17 protein-coding genes are annotated in these 17,109 nt (G+C 70.1%); 16 read left to right on the forward strand and 1 reads right to left on the reverse strand.

Going from position 1 to position 17,109, the window contains the following annotated elements; genetic code table 11:
* Positions 1-3 precede the first annotated feature (3 nt).
* The 13 genes from ftsZ (at position 4) to DEJ20_RS07490 (ending at position 13,161) form a co-directional block, all read left to right on the forward strand.
* The gene (gene ftsZ, locus DEJ20_RS07430; RefSeq protein ID WP_027465251.1) at positions 4-1,164 is read left to right on the forward strand and encodes a cell division protein FtsZ; all 1,161 of its coding nucleotides are present in this window, start codon (positions 4-6) and stop codon (positions 1,162-1,164) included.
* 7 nt (positions 1,165-1,171) lie between these two features.
* On the forward strand, positions 1,172-1,894 hold the full coding sequence (locus tag DEJ20_RS07435; RefSeq protein ID WP_111236467.1) for a YggS family pyridoxal phosphate-dependent enzyme: 723 nt from the start codon (positions 1,172-1,174) through the stop codon (positions 1,892-1,894).
* Between the two features lie 41 nt (positions 1,895-1,935).
* The gene (locus DEJ20_RS07440; RefSeq protein WP_111236468.1) at positions 1,936-2,520 is read left to right on the forward strand and encodes a cell division protein SepF; all 585 of its coding nucleotides are present in this window, start codon (positions 1,936-1,938) and stop codon (positions 2,518-2,520) included.
* A gap of 68 nt (positions 2,521-2,588) precedes the next feature.
* Positions 2,589-2,885, forward strand: a complete 297-nt coding sequence (locus DEJ20_RS07445) for a YggT family protein (protein WP_017886631.1) — start codon at positions 2,589-2,591, stop codon at positions 2,883-2,885.
* A 185-nt stretch (positions 2,886-3,070) separates the two neighbouring features.
* Positions 3,071-3,751 (forward strand): DivIVA domain-containing protein, encoded by a 681-nt coding sequence (locus DEJ20_RS07450; protein ID WP_071405424.1) that lies wholly within the window; start codon positions 3,071-3,073, stop codon positions 3,749-3,751.
* 2 nt (positions 3,752-3,753) lie between these two features.
* Positions 3,754-4,440: a signal peptidase II gene (gene lspA / locus DEJ20_RS07455; RefSeq protein ID WP_258377261.1), complete on the forward strand. Its 687-nt coding sequence runs from the start codon at positions 3,754-3,756 to the stop codon at positions 4,438-4,440.
* Positions 4,441-4,460: 20 nt separating this feature from the next.
* Positions 4,461-5,366 (forward strand): RluA family pseudouridine synthase, encoded by a 906-nt coding sequence (locus DEJ20_RS07460; RefSeq protein ID WP_284183383.1) that lies wholly within the window; start codon positions 4,461-4,463, stop codon positions 5,364-5,366.
* 878 nt (positions 5,367-6,244) lie between these two features.
* Positions 6,245-9,724 (forward strand): DNA polymerase III subunit alpha, encoded by a 3,480-nt coding sequence (gene dnaE, locus DEJ20_RS07465; protein ID WP_071245757.1) that lies wholly within the window; start codon positions 6,245-6,247, stop codon positions 9,722-9,724.
* Positions 9,725-9,735: 11 nt separating this feature from the next.
* Positions 9,736-10,086 (forward strand): DUF2200 domain-containing protein, encoded by a 351-nt coding sequence (locus tag DEJ20_RS07470; protein ID WP_027465257.1) that lies wholly within the window; start codon positions 9,736-9,738, stop codon positions 10,084-10,086.
* 46 nt (positions 10,087-10,132) lie between these two features.
* Positions 10,133-10,270 carry a hypothetical protein gene (locus DEJ20_RS07475; RefSeq protein WP_181431639.1) on the forward strand — a complete coding sequence of 46 codons (138 nt, stop codon included), beginning with the start codon at positions 10,133-10,135 and terminating at the stop codon, positions 10,268-10,270.
* Positions 10,267-11,574: a histidinol dehydrogenase gene (hisD, locus tag DEJ20_RS07480; RefSeq protein WP_111236470.1), complete on the forward strand. Its 1,308-nt coding sequence runs from the start codon at positions 10,267-10,269 to the stop codon at positions 11,572-11,574. The genes DEJ20_RS07475 and hisD overlap by 4 nt, the downstream gene beginning before the upstream one ends.
* Before the next feature lie 13 nt (positions 11,575-11,587).
* Complete coding sequence (gene nrdR / locus DEJ20_RS07485; protein ID WP_111236471.1) at positions 11,588-12,088, forward strand: transcriptional regulator NrdR; 501 nt, start codon at positions 11,588-11,590, stop codon at positions 12,086-12,088.
* Positions 12,085-13,161: a quinone-dependent dihydroorotate dehydrogenase gene (locus DEJ20_RS07490; protein ID WP_111236472.1), complete on the forward strand. Its 1,077-nt coding sequence runs from the start codon at positions 12,085-12,087 to the stop codon at positions 13,159-13,161. The genes nrdR and DEJ20_RS07490 overlap by 4 nt, the downstream gene beginning before the upstream one ends.
* 226 nt (positions 13,162-13,387) lie before the next feature.
* Here the strand turns inward: DEJ20_RS07490 and DEJ20_RS07495 are convergent, their stop codons facing one another.
* The gene (locus tag DEJ20_RS07495) at positions 13,388-13,963 is read right to left on the reverse strand and encodes a DUF3043 domain-containing protein (RefSeq protein WP_111023129.1); all 576 of its coding nucleotides are present in this window, start codon (positions 13,961-13,963) and stop codon (positions 13,388-13,390) included.
* Between the two features lie 52 nt (positions 13,964-14,015).
* Between DEJ20_RS07495 and DEJ20_RS07500 the strand changes: the two genes are divergently transcribed.
* The 3 genes from DEJ20_RS07500 (at position 14,016) to ctaC (ending at position 17,099) form a co-directional block, all read left to right on the forward strand.
* On the forward strand, positions 14,016-15,467 hold the full coding sequence (locus DEJ20_RS07500) for a dipeptidase (RefSeq protein WP_111236473.1): 1,452 nt from the start codon (positions 14,016-14,018) through the stop codon (positions 15,465-15,467).
* Positions 15,468-15,525: 58 nt separating this feature from the next.
* Positions 15,526-15,894 (forward strand): HesB/IscA family protein, encoded by a 369-nt coding sequence (locus tag DEJ20_RS07505; protein WP_035808216.1) that lies wholly within the window; start codon positions 15,526-15,528, stop codon positions 15,892-15,894.
* Between the two features lie 302 nt (positions 15,895-16,196).
* Complete coding sequence (ctaC, locus tag DEJ20_RS07510) at positions 16,197-17,099, forward strand: aa3-type cytochrome oxidase subunit II (RefSeq protein ID WP_110860185.1); 903 nt, start codon at positions 16,197-16,199, stop codon at positions 17,097-17,099.
* Positions 17,100-17,109: the final 10 nt, after the last annotated feature.

Below are 17,109 nucleotides of genomic sequence, written 5' to 3' on the forward strand. Positions count from 1 at the left end.
GACGTGACCACGAACCACAACTACCTCGCCGTCATCAAGGTCGTCGGTGTCGGCGGCGGCGGCGTCAACGCCGTCAACCGCATGATCGAGCTCGGTCTCCGTGGGGTCGAGTTCATCGCGATCAACACCGACGCCCAGGCGCTGCTGCTCAGCGACGCCGACGTCAAGCTCGACGTCGGCCGCGAGATCACCCGCGGCCTCGGTGCCGGCGCGGACCCCGAGGTCGGCCGTCGTGCCGCCGAGGACCACGCCGAGGAGATCGAAGAGGCCCTGGCCGGCGCCGACATGGTGTTCGTCACCGCGGGCGAGGGCGGCGGCACCGGTACCGGTGGCGCACCGGTCGTCGCGCGCATCGCGAAGTCCATCGGCGCACTGACCATCGGTGTCGTCACGAAGCCCTTCAGCTTCGAGGGCAAGCGCCGTCAGTCCCAGGCGGAGAACGGCGTCGCGGGCCTCAAGGACGAGGTCGACACGCTCATCGTCGTCCCGAACGACCGCCTGCTCGAGATCAGCGACCGCGGCATCTCCATGGTCGAGGCCTTCGCCACGGCCGACCAGGTGCTCCTCGCCGGTGTGCAGGGCATCACCGACCTCATCACGACCCCGGGCCTGATCAACCTCGACTTCGCCGACGTCAAGAGCGTCATGCAGGGTGCGGGTTCCGCGCTCATGGGCATCGGCTCCTCGCGCGGCGCCGACCGTGCGATCAAGGCGGCCGAGCTCGCCGTCGCGTCGCCGCTGCTCGAGGCCTCCATCGACGGTGCGCACGGCGTGCTGCTGTCGATCCAGGGTGGCTCGAACCTCGGCATCTTCGAGATCAACGACGCCGCGCGTCTGGTGCAGGAAGCCGTGCACCCCGAGGCGAACATCATCTTCGGTGCGGTCATCGACGACACCCTGGGCGACGAGGTCCGCGTGACCGTCATCGCCGCGGGCTTCGACGGCGGCGAGCCGGCACAGCAGCAGAAGGAACGTCGCTCGAGCTACGTCGACCCGGAGTCGAGCGCAGCTGCGCCCGTCGCCGCCTCGACCGGCGCGATCGAGGACTCGACCACGTCGAGCCCGTCCTGGGCCTCGCAGGAGCACCAGCCGCCGGTGCAGCGCGCCGCCGACCCGGCGTTCGACGACGACGACGAGCTCGACGTCCCCGACTTCCTGAAGTAACCCACCCTTGGTAGCCGACACGCGCCTCCAGGCCTCGTCCCACGACGACGGGCTGGAGGCGCGCGTTGCGTCCGTCCGGAGCGGCATCGGCGACGCGGCGCGCGCCGCAGGGCGCTCGCCCGACGAGCTGACGCTCGTCGTCGTCACGAAGTACCACCCGGCGTCGCTCGTCCGCGAGCTCGCCGCACTCGGGGTGACGGACGTGGGGGAGAACCGCCACCAGGAGGCGCAGGCGAAGGCCGCCGAACTGGCGGACCTCGGCCTGACCTGGCACTTCGTCGGGCAGCTGCAGTCGAAGAAGGCCCGCCAGGCCCGGCGGTACGCCCACGTCGTGCAGTCGCTCGATCGTGGCTCCGTCGTCGATGCGTTCGCCCCGACCGAGGCCGAGCCGGAGCCGCCGGTCATCGACGGGTTCGTGCAGGTGAACCTCACCGACGACCCCGGCCGCGGCGGGGTGCAGCCGGACGACGTCGAGCCCATGGTGTCGCGCGTGCTGGCCACCGGGACGATCCGGTTGCGGGGTGTCATGGCGGTCGCGCCCCTCGACGAGGAGCCCCGAGCCGCCTTCGCCCGACTCCGCTCGATCTCCGAACGGGTCGTGGCGCTGGAGCCCGGCGCCACCGACATCTCGGCCGGCATGAGCGGGGACTACGCCGAGGCGATCCTCGAGGGCGCGACACACCTGCGGATCGGCACCGCAATCACGGGAAACCGGCCGCCCGCACCCTAGCCTCGTTGCAGGGCACCACGAGCACGAACCCCGGAGGAACCATGGCCAACCCGCTGAAGAAGACGATGGTCTACCTCGGCCTCGCCGATGAGGAACTCGACTACGAGGACGAGCAGCAGGCCGAGCCCGCGCGCCAGCAGGCAGCCCCTGCTCGCCAGGCCGCAGCGGCTGCTCCGGCGCCCGCCGAACCGCAGGAGACCCCCGCGGCGGCAGCAGCCCCGGCGGCCGCTCCCGCAGTGGCCCCGGCTCCCACCAAGACGCACACCCACCAGCGCGGCGCCCAGGTCACTCCGCTCCGCCGCTCGCACACGACCGCACAGAAGGCGACCCCGGTCCAGGAAATGAACGAGATCCTCACCGTCCACCCGCGCGAGTACAAGGACGCCCAGTCCATCGCCGAGAGCTTCCGCGACGGCATCCCCGTCATCATCAACCTCTCGCAGATGACCGAGGGTGACGCCCGACGCATGATCGACTTCGCCTCGGGGCTGTCGCTCGGCCTGTTCGGCAAGATCGAGCGTGTCACGAACAAGGTCTTCCTCCTCTCCCCGGCGCACGTCGCAGTGAGCGGTGAGCCCGCTGAGGTAGAGTCCGACATCGAGGCGAACTTCTTCGCCCAGTCCTGAGCCGTACCCGGCACACCCGCCCCTGAGCGTCGTCTGACGACGCTCGCCCGAGACGAGCGAGCCCCATCGTGTCCGTGATCCTAGGGATCATCTCCCTCGCGTTGCTCCTGTACTTCTTCGTGATGTGGGGGCGCTTCGCGCTCGACCTCGTGCAGAGCTTCAACCGTTCCTGGCGGCCGCGCGGGGGCATGCTCGTGGTGTCCGAGTTCGTCTACACGATCACGGATCCGCCCATCCGAGCGGTGCGACGGGTCCTCCCGCCGCTCCGCCTGGGGCCGGTCGCGCTCGACTTCGGCTGGACGATCGTGATGCTCGTCGTCATCATCGCCCGGTTCGTGGTCGCCGCTCTGGCACGCGGTATCTGAGCGGACTCCCGTCCGCGACACGCGCCACGCCCGGCGCAGGTCACGGTTCCGCCCCATCGTCGGTGTACGGTGGTCGGGATCGATGCCCGCTCCGGTGGCGCATCCGCACCGCACGGTACGACTGGTAGATTCGGTCGCACCGCACGCGGTTCCACACGTTCAGCAGTTCTATTGAGGTGACGGCAATGGCTTTGACGCCGGAAGACGTAGTCAACAAGCGGTTCCAGCCGACGAAGTTCCGCGAGGGCTACGACCAGGACGAGGTCGACGACTTCCTCGACGAGGTCGTGGTCGAGCTCCGTCGCCTGACCGCGGAGAACGACGAGCTCCGCCAGCGCCTGCAGGCGGCCGAGTCGGCCCCGCAGCCGGCGCAGGCCGAGCAGCCCGCTCCCGCAGCCGAGCCGGAGCCCACCCCGGCCCCGGTCGAGGCAGCACCGGAGCCCGCTCCGGTCGCCGCGGCGGCTCCGGCCACGACGGTGCCCGCCGACGAGGACACCGAGGGCACCACGAACCTCCTGACCCTGGCGCGTCGTCTCCACGAGGAGCACGTCCGCGAGGGCATCGAGAAGCGCGACGCGCTCATCGCCGAGGGCACGGCCCAGGCGGCTCGCCTGGTCTCCGAGGCCGAGGCGAAGCAGCGCCAGATCATCGCCGACACCGAGAACACGAACCGTCAGCGTGTCGCGGTGCTCGAGCAGGAGCAGCGCCAGCTCGAGGGCAAGATCGACGAGCTCCGGACCTTCGAGCGCGACTACCGTGCGCAGCTCAAGAGCTACATCCAGGGTCAGCTCTCCGAGCTCGACACCTCGGGCGAGCAGTCCGGTCTCACCCCGGCGCCGGCTTCGGCGCAGGGCTTCGGCAACTGACGTTGTCGCGACCAGCATCACGAGCGAAGGTCAGTGTCCGCGCGATCGCGGCACTGGCCTTCGCCGCTGTCGTGGTGGTGGCGTTCGACCAGGTCGCCAAGACGCTGGTCGTCGCGAACCTGCCGTACGGCACCCCGGTCCCGGTCCTCGGCGGGGCGTTGCAGTTCCTGTACGTCCGGAACCCGGGGGCCGCGTTCTCGTTCGCGGTGAACATGACCTGGGTGTTCTCGGTCATCTCGGCCGCGGTCGTCGTCGCGATCATCGTGTACTCGCGTCGCATCCGGTCGATGTGGTGGGCCATCGTGCTCGGCATGCTGCTCGGCGGCGCGCTGGGCAACCTGCTCGACCGGCTCTTCCGTGAGCCCGGCTTCGGTCGTGGCCACGTCGTCGACTTCATCTCGACGCCGTGGATGATGCCGGCGATCTACAACGTCGCCGACTCCTTCATCTGCATCAGCATGGTGGTCTTCGTGCTGCTGGTGATCCTCGGGGTGAACCTCGACGGCACCCGCACGCTCTCGGCCAAGCGCCAGGCGCAGCTCGACGCGGCGCAGCCGGTCGGCGCGGCGGAGCCGCTCGACGGTGGGGCCGCGTTCTCGTCGACCGACGCCGCTCTCGACGAGCCGACCCGTGCCTCCAGGCCGGACGACCGCGACCGTCGCGACACGCTGGGCCACGACGCCACGTGAGCGAATCGCGTTCTCTTCCCGTGCCCGACGGGCTCGCCGGTGAGCGCGTCGACGCCGCCATCGCGAAGCTCCTCGGCTTCAGCCGGTCGTTCGCGGCCGACGTCGTCGCAGCCGGTGGCGTCCGCGTCGACGGCGTCCCCGTCGACAAGTCGGACCGGCTGCACGCCGACTCGTGGCTCGAGGTCGAGTGGACCCCGAAGGAGCCGCCGCGCATCGTGCCGGCGGCCGTGCCGGGCATGACGATCGTGCACGACGACGAGGACATCGTCGTCGTGGACAAGCCCGTCGGCGTCGCCGCGCACCCCTCGCCGGGGTGGGACGGGCCGACCGTGCCCGGGGGCCTCGCCGCCGCCGGGTTCACCATCGCGACCTCCGGCGCCGCCGAACGCGCCGGGATCGTGCACCGCCTCGACGTCGGGACCTCGGGCCTGATGGTCGTCGCGAAGACCGAGCTGGCGTACACGCATCTGAAGCGGGCGTTCAAGGAGCGCACGGTCGAGAAGGTCTACCACGCACTCGCGCAGGGCCACCCGGACCCGACCTCGGGCACGATCGATGCTCCGATCGGCCGCCACCCGTCGAGCGACTGGAAGTTCGCGGTCACGTCGGAGGGCAAGCCGAGCGTCACGCACTACGAGACGCTCGAGGCCTTCCGCTCGGCCACCCTGCTCGAGGTACACCTGGAGACCGGGCGCACCCACCAGATCCGGGTGCACATGGCGGCGACACGCCACCCGCTCGTCGGGGACACGATGTACGGCGCCGACCCGGTGCTGGCGGCCGAGCTCGGGCTGACGCGCCAGTGGCTCGATGCCGTCCGGCTCGGCTTCGACCACCCCCGCACGGGCGAGTGGGTGTCGTTCGAGGCGCAGTACCCGGAGGACCTGCAGGCAGCGCTCGAGCAGATCCGGAGTGCGTCGCTCTGACGCGCCCGGGCGCTTGCGCCGAGTGGTCACGAACTGTCGGCTGGGGTGCCGCCAGGCGACGCCTTCTGCACCCGCGGCGGCCTGCCTGCGGCGTGTCTTGCCCCCTCGGCGTGGCGCCCCGCGCGTGTCGCGACCCGATGCCGGCCTGGAGGCGCGGCGCGGCCCCGCCCCGTGCCTCCAGGCCGGCACGCCCATGCGCTTGCGCCGAGTGGTCACGAACTGTCGGCTGCGGCGCCGCCAGGCGTCGGTTTCTGTACCCGCGGCGGCGCGCGTGCGGCGTGTCCTGCCCACTCGGCGGCGCGCCCCGCGCGCGTCGCAACCCGATGCCGGCCTGGAGGCGCGGTGCGGCCCCGCCCCGTGCCTCCAGGCCGGCACGCCCATGCGCTTGCGCCGAGTGGCCACGAACTGTCGGCTGCGGCGCCGCCAGGCGACGCTTTCTGCACCCGCGGGAGCATGCGCGCGGCGTGTCCCGCCCGCTCGGTGGCGCGCCCCGCGCATGTCGCGCCGCTGTCGGTCTGGAGGCGCGGCGCGGCCCCGACCCGCGCATCCCGTCCTACGCGCCCGGCGCGCCCGGCCGCACGCGCCGAGTGGTCGCGAACTGTCGGCTACGGTGCCGCCAGGCGACGCTTTCTGTACCCGCGGCGGCCTGCCTGCGGCGTGTCCTGCCCGCTCGGCGGCGCGCTCCGCGCGTATCGCGACGCTGCCGGTCTGGAGGCGCGGCGCGGCCCCGCCCCGCGCCTCCCGTCCGCCCCGACGCGCGCGGGAATGTGGGCGGCCGCGGTTAGGCTGTTCCCACCCCGCAGCACACCGTACGAACCGGAGGTTCCGTGTCGGATTCCGACTCCTTCGTCCACCTGCACGTGCACAGCGAGTATTCGATGCTCGACGGTGCCGCCAGGCTCTCCGACCTCGTGGCGGAGACCGCCGCGCAGGGGATGCCCGCCGTGGCGGTGACCGACCACGGCAACATGTTCGGCGCCTTCGAGTTCTGGAAGGCCGCCAAGGCCGGTGGCGTCAAACCGATCATCGGGACCGAGGCGTACATCACGCCCCGCACGCACCGCTCGGACAAGACCCGTGTGCGCTGGGGCGACGGCGGGGGCGACGACGTGTCCGGCGCCGGCTCGTACACGCACATGACGATGTTCGCCGAGAACACGACGGGTATGCACAACCTGTTCCGGTTGTCGTCGAAGGCGTCGCTCGAGGGCTACTACTTCAAGCCCCGCATGGACATCGAGCTCCTGCAGGAGTACCACGAGGGCATCATCGCCACGACGGGCTGCCCCTCGGGGGAGATCCAGACGCGCCTGCGCCTCGGCCAGTACGACGAAGCAGTGCAGGCGGCCGCCGACTACCGCGACATCTTCGGCAAGGAGAACTACTTCGCCGAGGTCATGGACCACGGCCTCGAGATCGAACGCCGGATCATGAGCGACCTGATCCGCCTGGCGAAGGACCTCGACATCCCGCTGGTCGGCACGAACGACCTGCACTACACGCACGCCCACGACGCCAAGTCCCACGCGGCACTCCTCTGCGTGCAGTCCGGCTCGACCCTGAACGACCCGAACCGCTTCAAGTTCGACGCCGACGAGTTCTACCTGAAGACCCCCGCGCAGATGCGGCACGTCTTCCGCGACAACCTCGAGGCCTGCGACAACACGCTGCTCATCGCGGAACGCTGCAACGTCGAGTTCGACACCTCGGCCAACTACATGCCGAAGTTCCCGGTTCCCGAGGGCGAGACCGAGCACTCCTGGTTCGAGAAAGAGGTCGCGAAGGGGCTGGACTACCGGTACCCGGACGGCATCTCGAAAGAGGTGCAGGACCGCGCCGACTACGAGGTCGGCATCATCAACCAGATGGGGTTCCCCGGCTACTTCCTGGTGGTCGCGGACTTCATCAACTGGTCCAAGAACAACGGCATCCGCGTCGGTCCGGGTCGTGGCTCCGGTGCCGGCTCGATGGTGGCGTACGCGATGCGCATCACCGACCTCGACCCGATCCGGCACGGTCTGATCTTCGAGCGGTTCCTCAACCCGGACCGCGTCTCGATGCCCGACTTCGACGTCGACTTCGACGACCGGCGCCGCGGTGAGGCGATCAAGTACGTCACCGAGAAGTACGGGTCGGAGCGCGTCGCGCAGATCGTCACGTACGGCACGATCAAGGCGAAGCAGGCGCTCAAGGACTCCTCGCGCGTCCTCGGGTTCCCGTTCGGCATGGGCGAGAAGCTCACGAAGGCGATGCCGCCGCCCGTGATGGGCAAGGACATCCCGCTCACCGGGATCTTCGACAAGGACCACCCGCGCTACAAGGAAGCCGTCGACGTCCGCACCGTGGTCGAGACCGACCCCGAGGCGAAGACCGTCTTCGACACCGCACTCGGGCTCGAGGGGCTGAAGCGCCAGTGGGGCGTGCACGCGGCCGGCGTCATCATGTCGAGCGATCCGCTCATCGACATCATCCCGATCATGAAGCGGGAGCAGGACGGCCAGATCGTCACGCAGTTCGACTACCCGGCAGCGGAGTCGCTCGGCCTGATCAAGATGGACTTCCTGGGGCTCCGCAACCTCACGATCATCAGTGACGCCCTCGACAACATCAAGACGAACCGTGGGACCGAGCTCGACCTCGAGAACATGGGGCTCGAGGACCCCGAGGCGTACGCGCTCCTGCAGCGCGGCGACACCCTCGGCGTGTTCCAGCTCGACGGTGGGCCGATGCGTGGCCTGCTGCGGTTGATGAAGCCCGACAACTTCGAGGACATCTCCGCGCTCATCGCCCTGTACCGCCCGGGGCCCATGGGTGCGAACTCGCACACGAACTACGCGCTCCGCAAGAACGGCGAACAGCCGATCACGCCGATCCACCCGGAGCTCGAGGAGCCCCTCAAGGACATCATCGGCACGACCTACGGCCTGATCATCTACCAGGAGCAGGTCATGGCCATCGCGCAGAAGGTCGCCGGGTTCTCCCTCGGCCAGGCGGACATCCTCCGCCGCGCGATGGGCAAGAAGAAGAAGTCCGAGCTCGACAAGCAGTACGCGGGCTTCCAGCAGGGCATGAAGGACAACGGGTACTCCGACGCGGCGATCAAGACGCTGTGGGACATCCTGCTGCCCTTCTCCGACTACGCGTTCAACAAGGCGCACTCGGCGGCCTACGGTGTGGTGTCCTTCTGGACCGCGTACCTCAAGGCGCACTACCCGGCCGAGTACATGGCGGCGCTGCTGACGAGCGTCGGCGACGCCCGCGACAAGCTCGCGCTCTACCTGAACGAGTGCCGCCGGATGGGCATCAAGGTGATGCCGCCGGACGTCAACGAGTCGATCGGCTTTTTCGCCGCCGTCGGCGACGACATCCGGTTCGGCATGGGTGCCATCCGCAACGTCGGGTTCAACGTCGTCGACGACATCGTCAAGGCGCGGACCGAGAAGGGCGCCTTCGAGTCGTTCCACGACTTCCTGCGCAAGATCCCGATCTCGTCGGCGAACAAGCGCACGGTCGAGTCGCTCATCAAGGCGGGTGCCTTCGACGAGTTCGGCGACACCCGGCGTGCCCTGGTGGAGATCCACGAGGGCGCGGTCGAGGGTGCGGTCAAGGTCAAGCGCGACGAGGCCCACGGCAACGTGGGGTTCGACTTCGACTCGCTCTTCGCCGAGGCAGCCGAGGACGCCCCGAGTGCCGCGGTGTCCCAGGTGCCGGACCGTCCGGAGTGGTCCAAGCGCGACAAGCTCGCGTTCGAGCGGGACATGCTCGGGCTCTACGTGTCCGACCACCCGCTCGCCGGGCTCGAGATCGAGCTCGCGAAGCACCAGTCGATCACCATCGCCGACCTGCTGACCGCCGACGACTCGATCGAGGGCGAGACGGTCACCGTCGCCGGCCTGCTGACGAGCGTGCAGCACCGGGTGGCGAAGACGAGCGGCAACCCGTACGGCATCGTCGACATCGAGGACTTCGGCGGCCAGATCGGCGTGATGTTCCTGGGCAAGACGTACCAGGAGTTCGGCCCGTCCCTGGTGCCCGACTCGATCGTCGTCCTGCGCGGCCGCGTCAACGTCCGCGACGACGGCAAGGCCCTGCACGCGGTGAGCATGTTCCAGCCGAACGTCGGCGACGCGATGGGGTCCGGCCCGCTCACGTTGTCGTTGCCCGAACGCCAGGCCACGACGACCACGGTGACGGAACTCGCCGCCGTGCTCGGTCGCCACCAGGGCGACACCGAGGTCCGGCTGAAGCTGCTCAAGGACGACGTCGCGCGCACCTTCGAGCTGCCGTTCCCGGTGAACCTGACCCCCGACCTGTTCGGCGAGCTGAAGAGCCTGCTCGGACCCCGCTGCCTGGTGTAGGAGCGTCGAGCATGGCCGGTCACCGGATCTTCGGGACGCCCGTCGCGGACGTCTACGGGCACTACCTGGCGAAGGTGGAGCGGAAAGGCCACACGAAGGCGGAGCTCGACACCGTCATCGAGTGGTTGACCGGCTTCGACGACCTGGCGCTCGCGCAGCACCTGGCCGACCGGACCACGTTCGAGGACTTCTTCGCCGGCGCGCACCTCAACCCGAACGCCCCGCTCATCACCGGGGTGATCTGCGGGGTGCGGATCGAGGAGCTCGACGACCCGCTCATGCGGCAGATCCGGTACCTCGACAAGCTCGTCGACGAGGTCGCCAAGGGCCGGCCGATGGTGAAGATCCTCCGGACCGCGTGACCGACGGGCGTTCGGCGGCACGACCGGCGTCCCCGGATGGCCGCAGTTGCTCGTCCGTGCGCTGGCGTTCCGGATCGCCACACTGCACCTGCTCGACGCGTGGGACGCCGACCAGACGGCCCGCCACCGGCCCGTGGTCGACGCGGTCGTGCAGCACGCCGCCGGTACGCTGGACCCCTCATGATGCAGCGAATCGACCTCCGCGGCGGCCTCCCCGCCCGTGCCGAACTCCTCCGACTCATGCCCCGTGCCGCGGGTGACGTGACGCACGCGGTCGACGCCGCGCGCGAGTTGATCGAGGACGTCCGACACCGCGGGGCCGCGGCCCTGCACGACCAGGCCGAGCGCTTCGACGGCGGGGCTCCCGCGAACGTCCGGGTGCCCGCTGCCGAGATCACCGCCGCCGTGGCCGGCCTCACGCCCGAGGTCCGAGCAGCACTCGACGAGGCCATCCGCCGCGTCCGGGCCGCGAGTGCCGCGCAGATCCCCGCCCCGTCCGTGACCACCCTGGCCGACGGCGCCGAGGTCCACCAGCGCTGGCAGCCGATGCGCCGTGTGGGGCTCTACGTGCCCGGTGGCAAGGCCGTCTACCCGTCCAGCGTCGTGATGAACGTCGTCGCGGCCCAGGTCGCGGGCGTGCCCTCGATCGCCCTCGTGTCGCCGCCGCAGCGCGACCACGGCGGCGCGGTGCACCCGACGATCCTCGCCGCGGCGGGGCTGCTCGGCATCGACGAGGTCTACGCGATGGGAGGCGCCGGAGCCGTCGGCGCGCTGGCGTACGGCGTCGCCGAGATCGACCTCGAGCCGGTCGACCTGGTCACCGGGCCGGGCAACAACTACGTCGCCGCCGCCAAGCGTCTGGTGCGCGGTGTGGTGGGCATCGACTCCGAGGCCGGGGCGACCGAGATCCTCGTGATCGCGGACGAAACGGCCGACGCCGGGTTCGTGGCCGCCGACCTCATCAGCCAGGCCGAGCACGACGAGCAGGCCGGCAGCGTGCTGGTGACGACGTCCGCGGCGTTCGCCGACGCGGTGGAGGTGGCCATCCCGGAACGCACGGCGGTGCTCGGGACGGCTGTGCGCCTCCAGGCAGCCCTGGACGGACCGCAGTCCGCGATCGTCCTGGTGGACTCGCTGACCGACGCGGCGACCGTGAGCAACGCCTACGGGCCGGAGCACCTCGAGATCCAGACGGTCGACGACGACGCCGTGCTGGCCGACATCGACGCCGCCGGTGCGGTGTTCGTCGGGCCGAGCACGCCGGTGAGCCTGGGGGACTACCTGGCCGGGTCGAACCACGTGCTGCCGACCGGCGGCCAGGCCCGCTTCGGGTCCGGGCTGTCCGCGTCGACGTTCCTGCGACCCCAGCAGATCGTCCGGTACACGCCCGAGGCCCTGGCCGACGTCGCGCCGCACATCGTCGCCCTGTCCACCGAGGAGCAGCTCCCGGCGCACGGGGCCGCCGTGACGGAGCGTACGAACCGATAGCCTGGGGAACGACATGTTCTGCCCCTTCTGCCGCCACCCGGACTCCCGCGTCGTCGACTCACGGACGAGCGACGACGGAACCTCCATCCGCCGCCGTCGACAGTGCCCCAACTGCGGTCGGCGGTTCTCGACCACCGAGACCGCATCGCTCAACGTCGTGAAGCGCAACGGCGTCACCGAACCGTTCAGCCGCGACAAGATCGTCTCCGGCGTGCGCAAGGCGTGCCAGGGGCGCCCGGTCACCGACGGTGACCTGGCCGTGCTCGCGCAGCGCGTCGAGGAGACCGTGCGGTCCTCCGGGTCCAGCCAGATCGACGCGAACGACATCGGCCTCGCGATCCTCGCGCCCCTGCGGGAGCTCGACGAGGTCGCCTACCTGCGGTTCGCGAGCGTCTACCAGGCGTTCGACTCGCTCGAGGACTTCGAGGACGCCATCGGCCAGCTCCGCCGCGACCACCACGCGGCATCCGACACGGCCGCCGGGTCGTCCACACCGTCCGGCTCGCGCGCGTGAGCGGCATCGCCGAACGCATCGTGCGCGGCGGCTACCGCGTCGTGTTCCGCTCCGTGTTCGCGAACATGGACCCGGAACGCGCCCACCACCTGGCCTTCGCCGTCATCGCGGGGCTGCCCCGCGTGCCGTTCCTGAGCGGCGTCGTCGAGCGCTACTGCCGTCCCGCGGCGGCCGACGGCATCACCACGATGGGCATCCACTTCCCGTCGCGGTTCGGCCTGGCGGCCGGGTTCGACAAGGACGCCCGCGGCATCGCCGGTCTCGGCCTGCTCGGCTTCGGCCACGTCGAGGTCGGCACCATCACCGCCAAGCCGCAGCCCGGCAACGAGCGCCCGCGCCTGTTCCGGCTGATCGGCGACCGCGCCCTGATCAACCGCATGGGCTTCAACAACCACGGCGCAGCAGCGGCCGCCCGCCGCCTCGAGCGCGCCCGCCGCAACCCCGGCCGACCGGTCATCGGCGTGAACATCGGCAAGAGCCGGGTCGTCTCCGTCGAGGACGCCATCGACGACTACCTCGAGTCCACCCGTCGGCTCGCCACGTTCGCGGACTACCTGGCGGTCAACGTCAGCTCGCCGAACACGCCCGGTCTGCGTGGACTGCAGGAACTCGACCAGCTCCGACCGCTGCTGTCCGCGGTGCGTGACGCCGCCGGCCGGACGCCGGTGCTCGTCAAGATCGCACCGGACCTGACGGACGAGCAGATCGACGCGATCGCGGGCCTCGCGGTCGAGCTCGGACTGTCCGGGGTGATCGCGAACAACACGACGATCTCCCGCGACGGCCTGACGGCCGATCCGTCCGACGTCGAGGCGATGGGTGCCGGGGGACTCTCCGGTGCGCCGGTCGCCGCCCGCTCGCTCGAGGTGCTGCGTCGCGTCCGCGCCGCGGTGCCCGCCGAATTCTGCGTCATCGCCGTCGGTGGTGTGACCACCGAGCAGGACGTGCAGGACCGCATCGACGCCGGAGCCACGCTCGTGCAGGGCTACACGGCGTTCCTCTACGAGGGACCGACCTGGGCCGCGCGCATCAACCGGCTGCGCCGTCGGCGGCTGCGTCGCGCCGCGCGGTAGACGCGACCACCTGACGGACTGGAGGCCCGTGGCGACATCGCCACGGGCCTCCAGTCCGTCATGGGGGCGCGCTCACGGCCGCTTCGTGAGCAGCAATGGTCGGGTGCGCCGCGCCCACCCGACCATTCCTGCTCACGAAGCACGAACGGGGGAGTGGGGAGCAGGGGAGCGGGAACGACGAAGCGCCGCCCGGCAGGCCGGGCGGCGCTTCGTCGTGTGCGTGTGTCTAGAGCGTGGGGTACTGCCCACGCCGGACCTGGGGCTTCGGCAGCCGCAGGAAGCGCAGCTGCCACGCCCGCGTGAGGATGTAGAGGAACGTGCCGCGCTGGAACTCGCCGAACTTGTTGGTGAGCTTGCGGCGGAGCGACAGCCACAGCACCACGCAGTCGATGATGAACAGCGCCACGAACGCCCACACCAGCAGGAGCGAGTAGGACGCGATCACGGTCTGCGCGGCCGCGAACCCGACGATGAGGAACAGCACGAGCACGGGCATCATGACCTCGCCGACGTTCCAGCGCGCGTCGATCCAGTCGCGGACGAAGCGTCGCTGCTCCCCGCGGTCCTTCGCCGGCAGGTAGCGCTCCTCGCCGTTGGCCATGCCGACCCGGGCACGCTCGCGCTCCGAGTTGAGACGTGCGCGGGCGGCCTTCTTGTCGACCGGCGTGTTGCCGACGAGGGGGCGGCGGTTCGCTGCCTCTCGCTCGCGGCGGGACGGCGTGGGGCGGCCCTTGCCCTGCTCGAGGAGCTCGGCCTCGGTCGGGTTGACGGTCGTGTTGGTCTTGGGGGCTGCCTTCGCCACGGTGCGTTCCTAACGGCGGTGTGCGTGCGGGATCTCCTCTAGATTACCGGGCATGACCGACAGCGAACAGCACAGCCCCGCGACCGACCCCGCGCTCCTCGACGCCCTGCGCGAACACGTGCAGGGGGCACTGCCCACGACGATCGCCGACCTGTCCGCGCTGGTGCGTCTGCCGTCGGTGTCCTGGTCGGCCTTCGACCCGGCGAACGTGCGCGCGAGTGCCGAGGCCGTCGCGGACCTCGCCCGGTCGACCGGGGTGTTCGGCGCGGACGACGTCCGGATCGTGCGCTCGGCGGTGTCCGGCTCGACCGCCGACGTCGCCGAGGCCGACGCGGAGACCGAGCTCGGCCAGCCCGCGGTGCTCGCGGTGCGCCCGGCGCGGAACGGCAAGCCGACGGTGATGCTCTACGCCCACCACGACGTGCAGCCGCAGGGCGACGAGGCCCTGTGGGAGACGCCGCCGTTCGAGCCGACCCTGCGCGGTGACCGCCTGTACGGCCGCGGCGCCTCGGACGACAAGGCCGGTGTGATGACGCACATCGCGTCGCTCCGCGCGGTGCACGCCCAGTTCGGTGACGACCTCGACCTCGGGATCGTGCTGTTCGTCGAGGGCGAGGAGGAGTTCGGCTCCCGCTCGTTCCGCACGTTCCTGCGCGAGCAGAAGGAGCACCTCGCCGCCGACGTCATCGTCGTGGCGGACAGCGACAACTGGTCGACCGAGGTGCCGTCGATCACGGTCTCGCTGCGCGGCAACGTCACCTTCAAGCTCACCCTGACCACGCTCGAGCACGCCAGCCACAGCGGCATGTTCGGGGGAGCGGCCCCGGACGCGATGATCCCGATGGTGCGGCTGCTCGCTTCGCTGCACGACGCCGACGGTTCGGTCGCCGTCGACGGGCTGTCCTCGTACGAGGCCGACGTGCCGGAGCGCACCGAGGATGAACTCGCCGTCGACGCCGCGCTCGTGCCCGGTGTCCGCCCGATCGGCACCGGCGCCGTGTTGTCCCGCATGTGGTTCCAGCCGTCGATCACGGTGACCGGCATGGACGTGCCGAGCGTCGCGAACGCCTCGAACACCCTGCTGCCCACGGTCTCGGCACGGGTCTCGGTCCGCGTCGCCCCCGGTCAGGACGCCCGGCAGGCGTACGCGGCCGTCGAGCGGCACCTGCGCGAGCACGTCCCGTTCGGCGCACGGATGGAGATCACCGAGCCGGACAGCGGCGACGGGTTCCTCGTCGACACCGCCGGCTGGGCCGTGCAGGAGGCCCGCACGGCCATGCGCGAGGGCTGGGGTGCCGAGGCGGTCGAGCAGGGCATCGGTGGCTCGATCCCGTTCGTGTCGGACCTCGCCGCGGAGTTCCCGGACGCGCAGATCCTGGTCACCGGTGTCGAGGACCCGGACACCCGTGCCCACAGCCCGAACGAGTCCCAACACCTCGGTGTCCTGCACCGTGCCATCGCGTCGGAGACGATCCTGCTCGCCAGGCTCGCGACGCGCAGCTGAGGGTGCTTACAATCGACGCCAGGCGCGGTGACCAGCACCGCCCGGAGGGAGACGCGCGATGAGCGACACCATCACCGAAGCACCGGCGACCGAAACGCAGTCGCACGGCGTCCTCCTGAGCGACGCCGCTGCCGGCAAGGTGGCGAGCCTGCTCGAGCAGGAGGGCCGCGACGACCTGCGCCTGCGCCTCGCCGTCCAGCCCGGCGGCTGCTCCGGCCTGATCTACCAGCTCTACTTCGACGAGCGCCTGCTCGACGGTGACGTCACCGCCGAGTTCGACGGGGTCGAGGTCGTCGTCGACAAGATGAGCGTCCCGTACCTCGACGGCGCGACGATCGACTTCGAGGACACGATCCAGAAGCAGGGCTTCACGATCGACAACCCGAACGCGCAGGGCAGCTGCGCCTGTGGTGACAGCTTCCACTGATCACCAGCGATCCGACACGCGAGCGGGGAGCGACCGGAAGGGTCGCTCCCCGCTCGCGTTCGTGTGACCGGAGGCGGCGCGCCTGGGCGCACCAGGGCGCGGAGCAACCGGGGTGGAACCGGCCAACGAGCATGCGGATCGAGGCCAGAACCGTGTCGTGTGTGCGCGAGCGGTACCGAGCTGCGAGTAAGCTAGGAGTGTTCCAATCAAGCTGGGAGCCAGCCATGCGCCGCCTTCGTGCGGCTCGCCGTCGGACTCGACGGGCTGACCTCCGAAGCTCACGTCTTTTGCGAGAGGTAACAGTGCGTTCGAATCGCCGTATACGTTGGGCGGCCGTCCCGGTGGCCGTCGGTCTGGTCATCGCACTGGCTGGCTGCACGCAGCAGCAGATGAACGGATGGCTCCCCGGCACGGAGGAGACGAAGAACGTCACCAACCACACGAGCCGCATCGTCGGCCTGTGGACCACCAGCTGGGTCGTTCTCCTCGCCGTCGGTCTCATCGTGTGGGGCCTCGTCATCTGGGCCGCGATCGTCTACCGCCGCCGGAAGGGCCAGACCGGCCTGCCCGTGCAGATGCGGTACAACATGCCGCTCGAGATCTTCTACACGATCGTGCCGCTGATCCTCGTGCTCGGCTTCTTCGCCTTCACCGCCAAGGACCAGGCCGCGATCGAGAAGCCCTTCGCCGACCCCGACGCCACCGTGCACGTGTACGGCAAGCGCTGGGCGTGGGACTTCAACTACATCAACAAGGACAACCCCGAAGAGAGCGTCTACTACCAGGGCATCCAGGCCCAGGAAGAAGAGAACGCCAACGGGGCGATCGACGAGTCGCAGCTGCCGACCCTCTACCTGCCGAAGGGCAAGAAGGTCGCGATCGAGCTCTCCTCGCGCGACGTCGACCACTCCTTCTGGGTCATCGACTTCCTCTACAAGAAGGACATGCTCCCGGGCAAGACCAACTGGGAGTACTTCATCCCGGAGAAGCTCGGCACGTACCAGGGCAAGTGCGCTGAGCTCTGTGGTGAGTACCACTCGCTGATGCTCTTCCAGGTGAAGGTCGTCACCCCGGCGCAGTACCAGGACTACCTCGACACCCTGAAGGACCAGGGCAAGGTCGGTCTGCTCGGTGACGAGTACAACACCAACTCCAACGAACCGAACAACAAGGCGCCGGTCGAGGCGTCCAGCGAGAACAAGTAGGGGCTCGTCA

Source organism: Curtobacterium sp. MCSS17_005 (genome assembly GCF_003234225.2).
Classification (GTDB): Bacteria; Actinomycetota; Actinomycetes; order Actinomycetales; family Microbacteriaceae; genus Curtobacterium; species Curtobacterium flaccumfaciens.

Excerpts from the sequence above, each read along its gene's own strand:
- DEJ20_RS07500 (WP_111236473.1), top strand. The coding sequence starts at position 14,016 with ATGACCGACAGCGAACAGCACAGCCCCGCGACCGACCCCGCGCTCCTC.
- DEJ20_RS07505 (WP_035808216.1), top strand. The coding sequence starts at position 15,526 with ATGAGCGACACCATCACCGAAGCACCGGCGACCGAAACGCAGTCGCAC.
- DEJ20_RS07470 (WP_027465257.1), top strand. The coding sequence starts at position 9,736 with ATGGCCGGTCACCGGATCTTCGGGACGCCCGTCGCGGACGTCTACGGG.
- DEJ20_RS07450 (WP_071405424.1), top strand. The coding sequence starts at position 3,071 with ATGGCTTTGACGCCGGAAGACGTAGTCAACAAGCGGTTCCAGCCGACG.
- DEJ20_RS07440 (WP_111236468.1), top strand. The coding sequence starts at position 1,936 with ATGGCCAACCCGCTGAAGAAGACGATGGTCTACCTCGGCCTCGCCGAT.
- nrdR (WP_111236471.1), top strand. The coding sequence starts at position 11,588 with ATGTTCTGCCCCTTCTGCCGCCACCCGGACTCCCGCGTCGTCGACTCA.
- hisD (WP_111236470.1), top strand. The coding sequence starts at position 10,267 with ATGATGCAGCGAATCGACCTCCGCGGCGGCCTCCCCGCCCGTGCCGAA.
- dnaE (WP_071245757.1), top strand. The coding sequence starts at position 6,245 with ATGCTCGACGGTGCCGCCAGGCTCTCCGACCTCGTGGCGGAGACCGCC.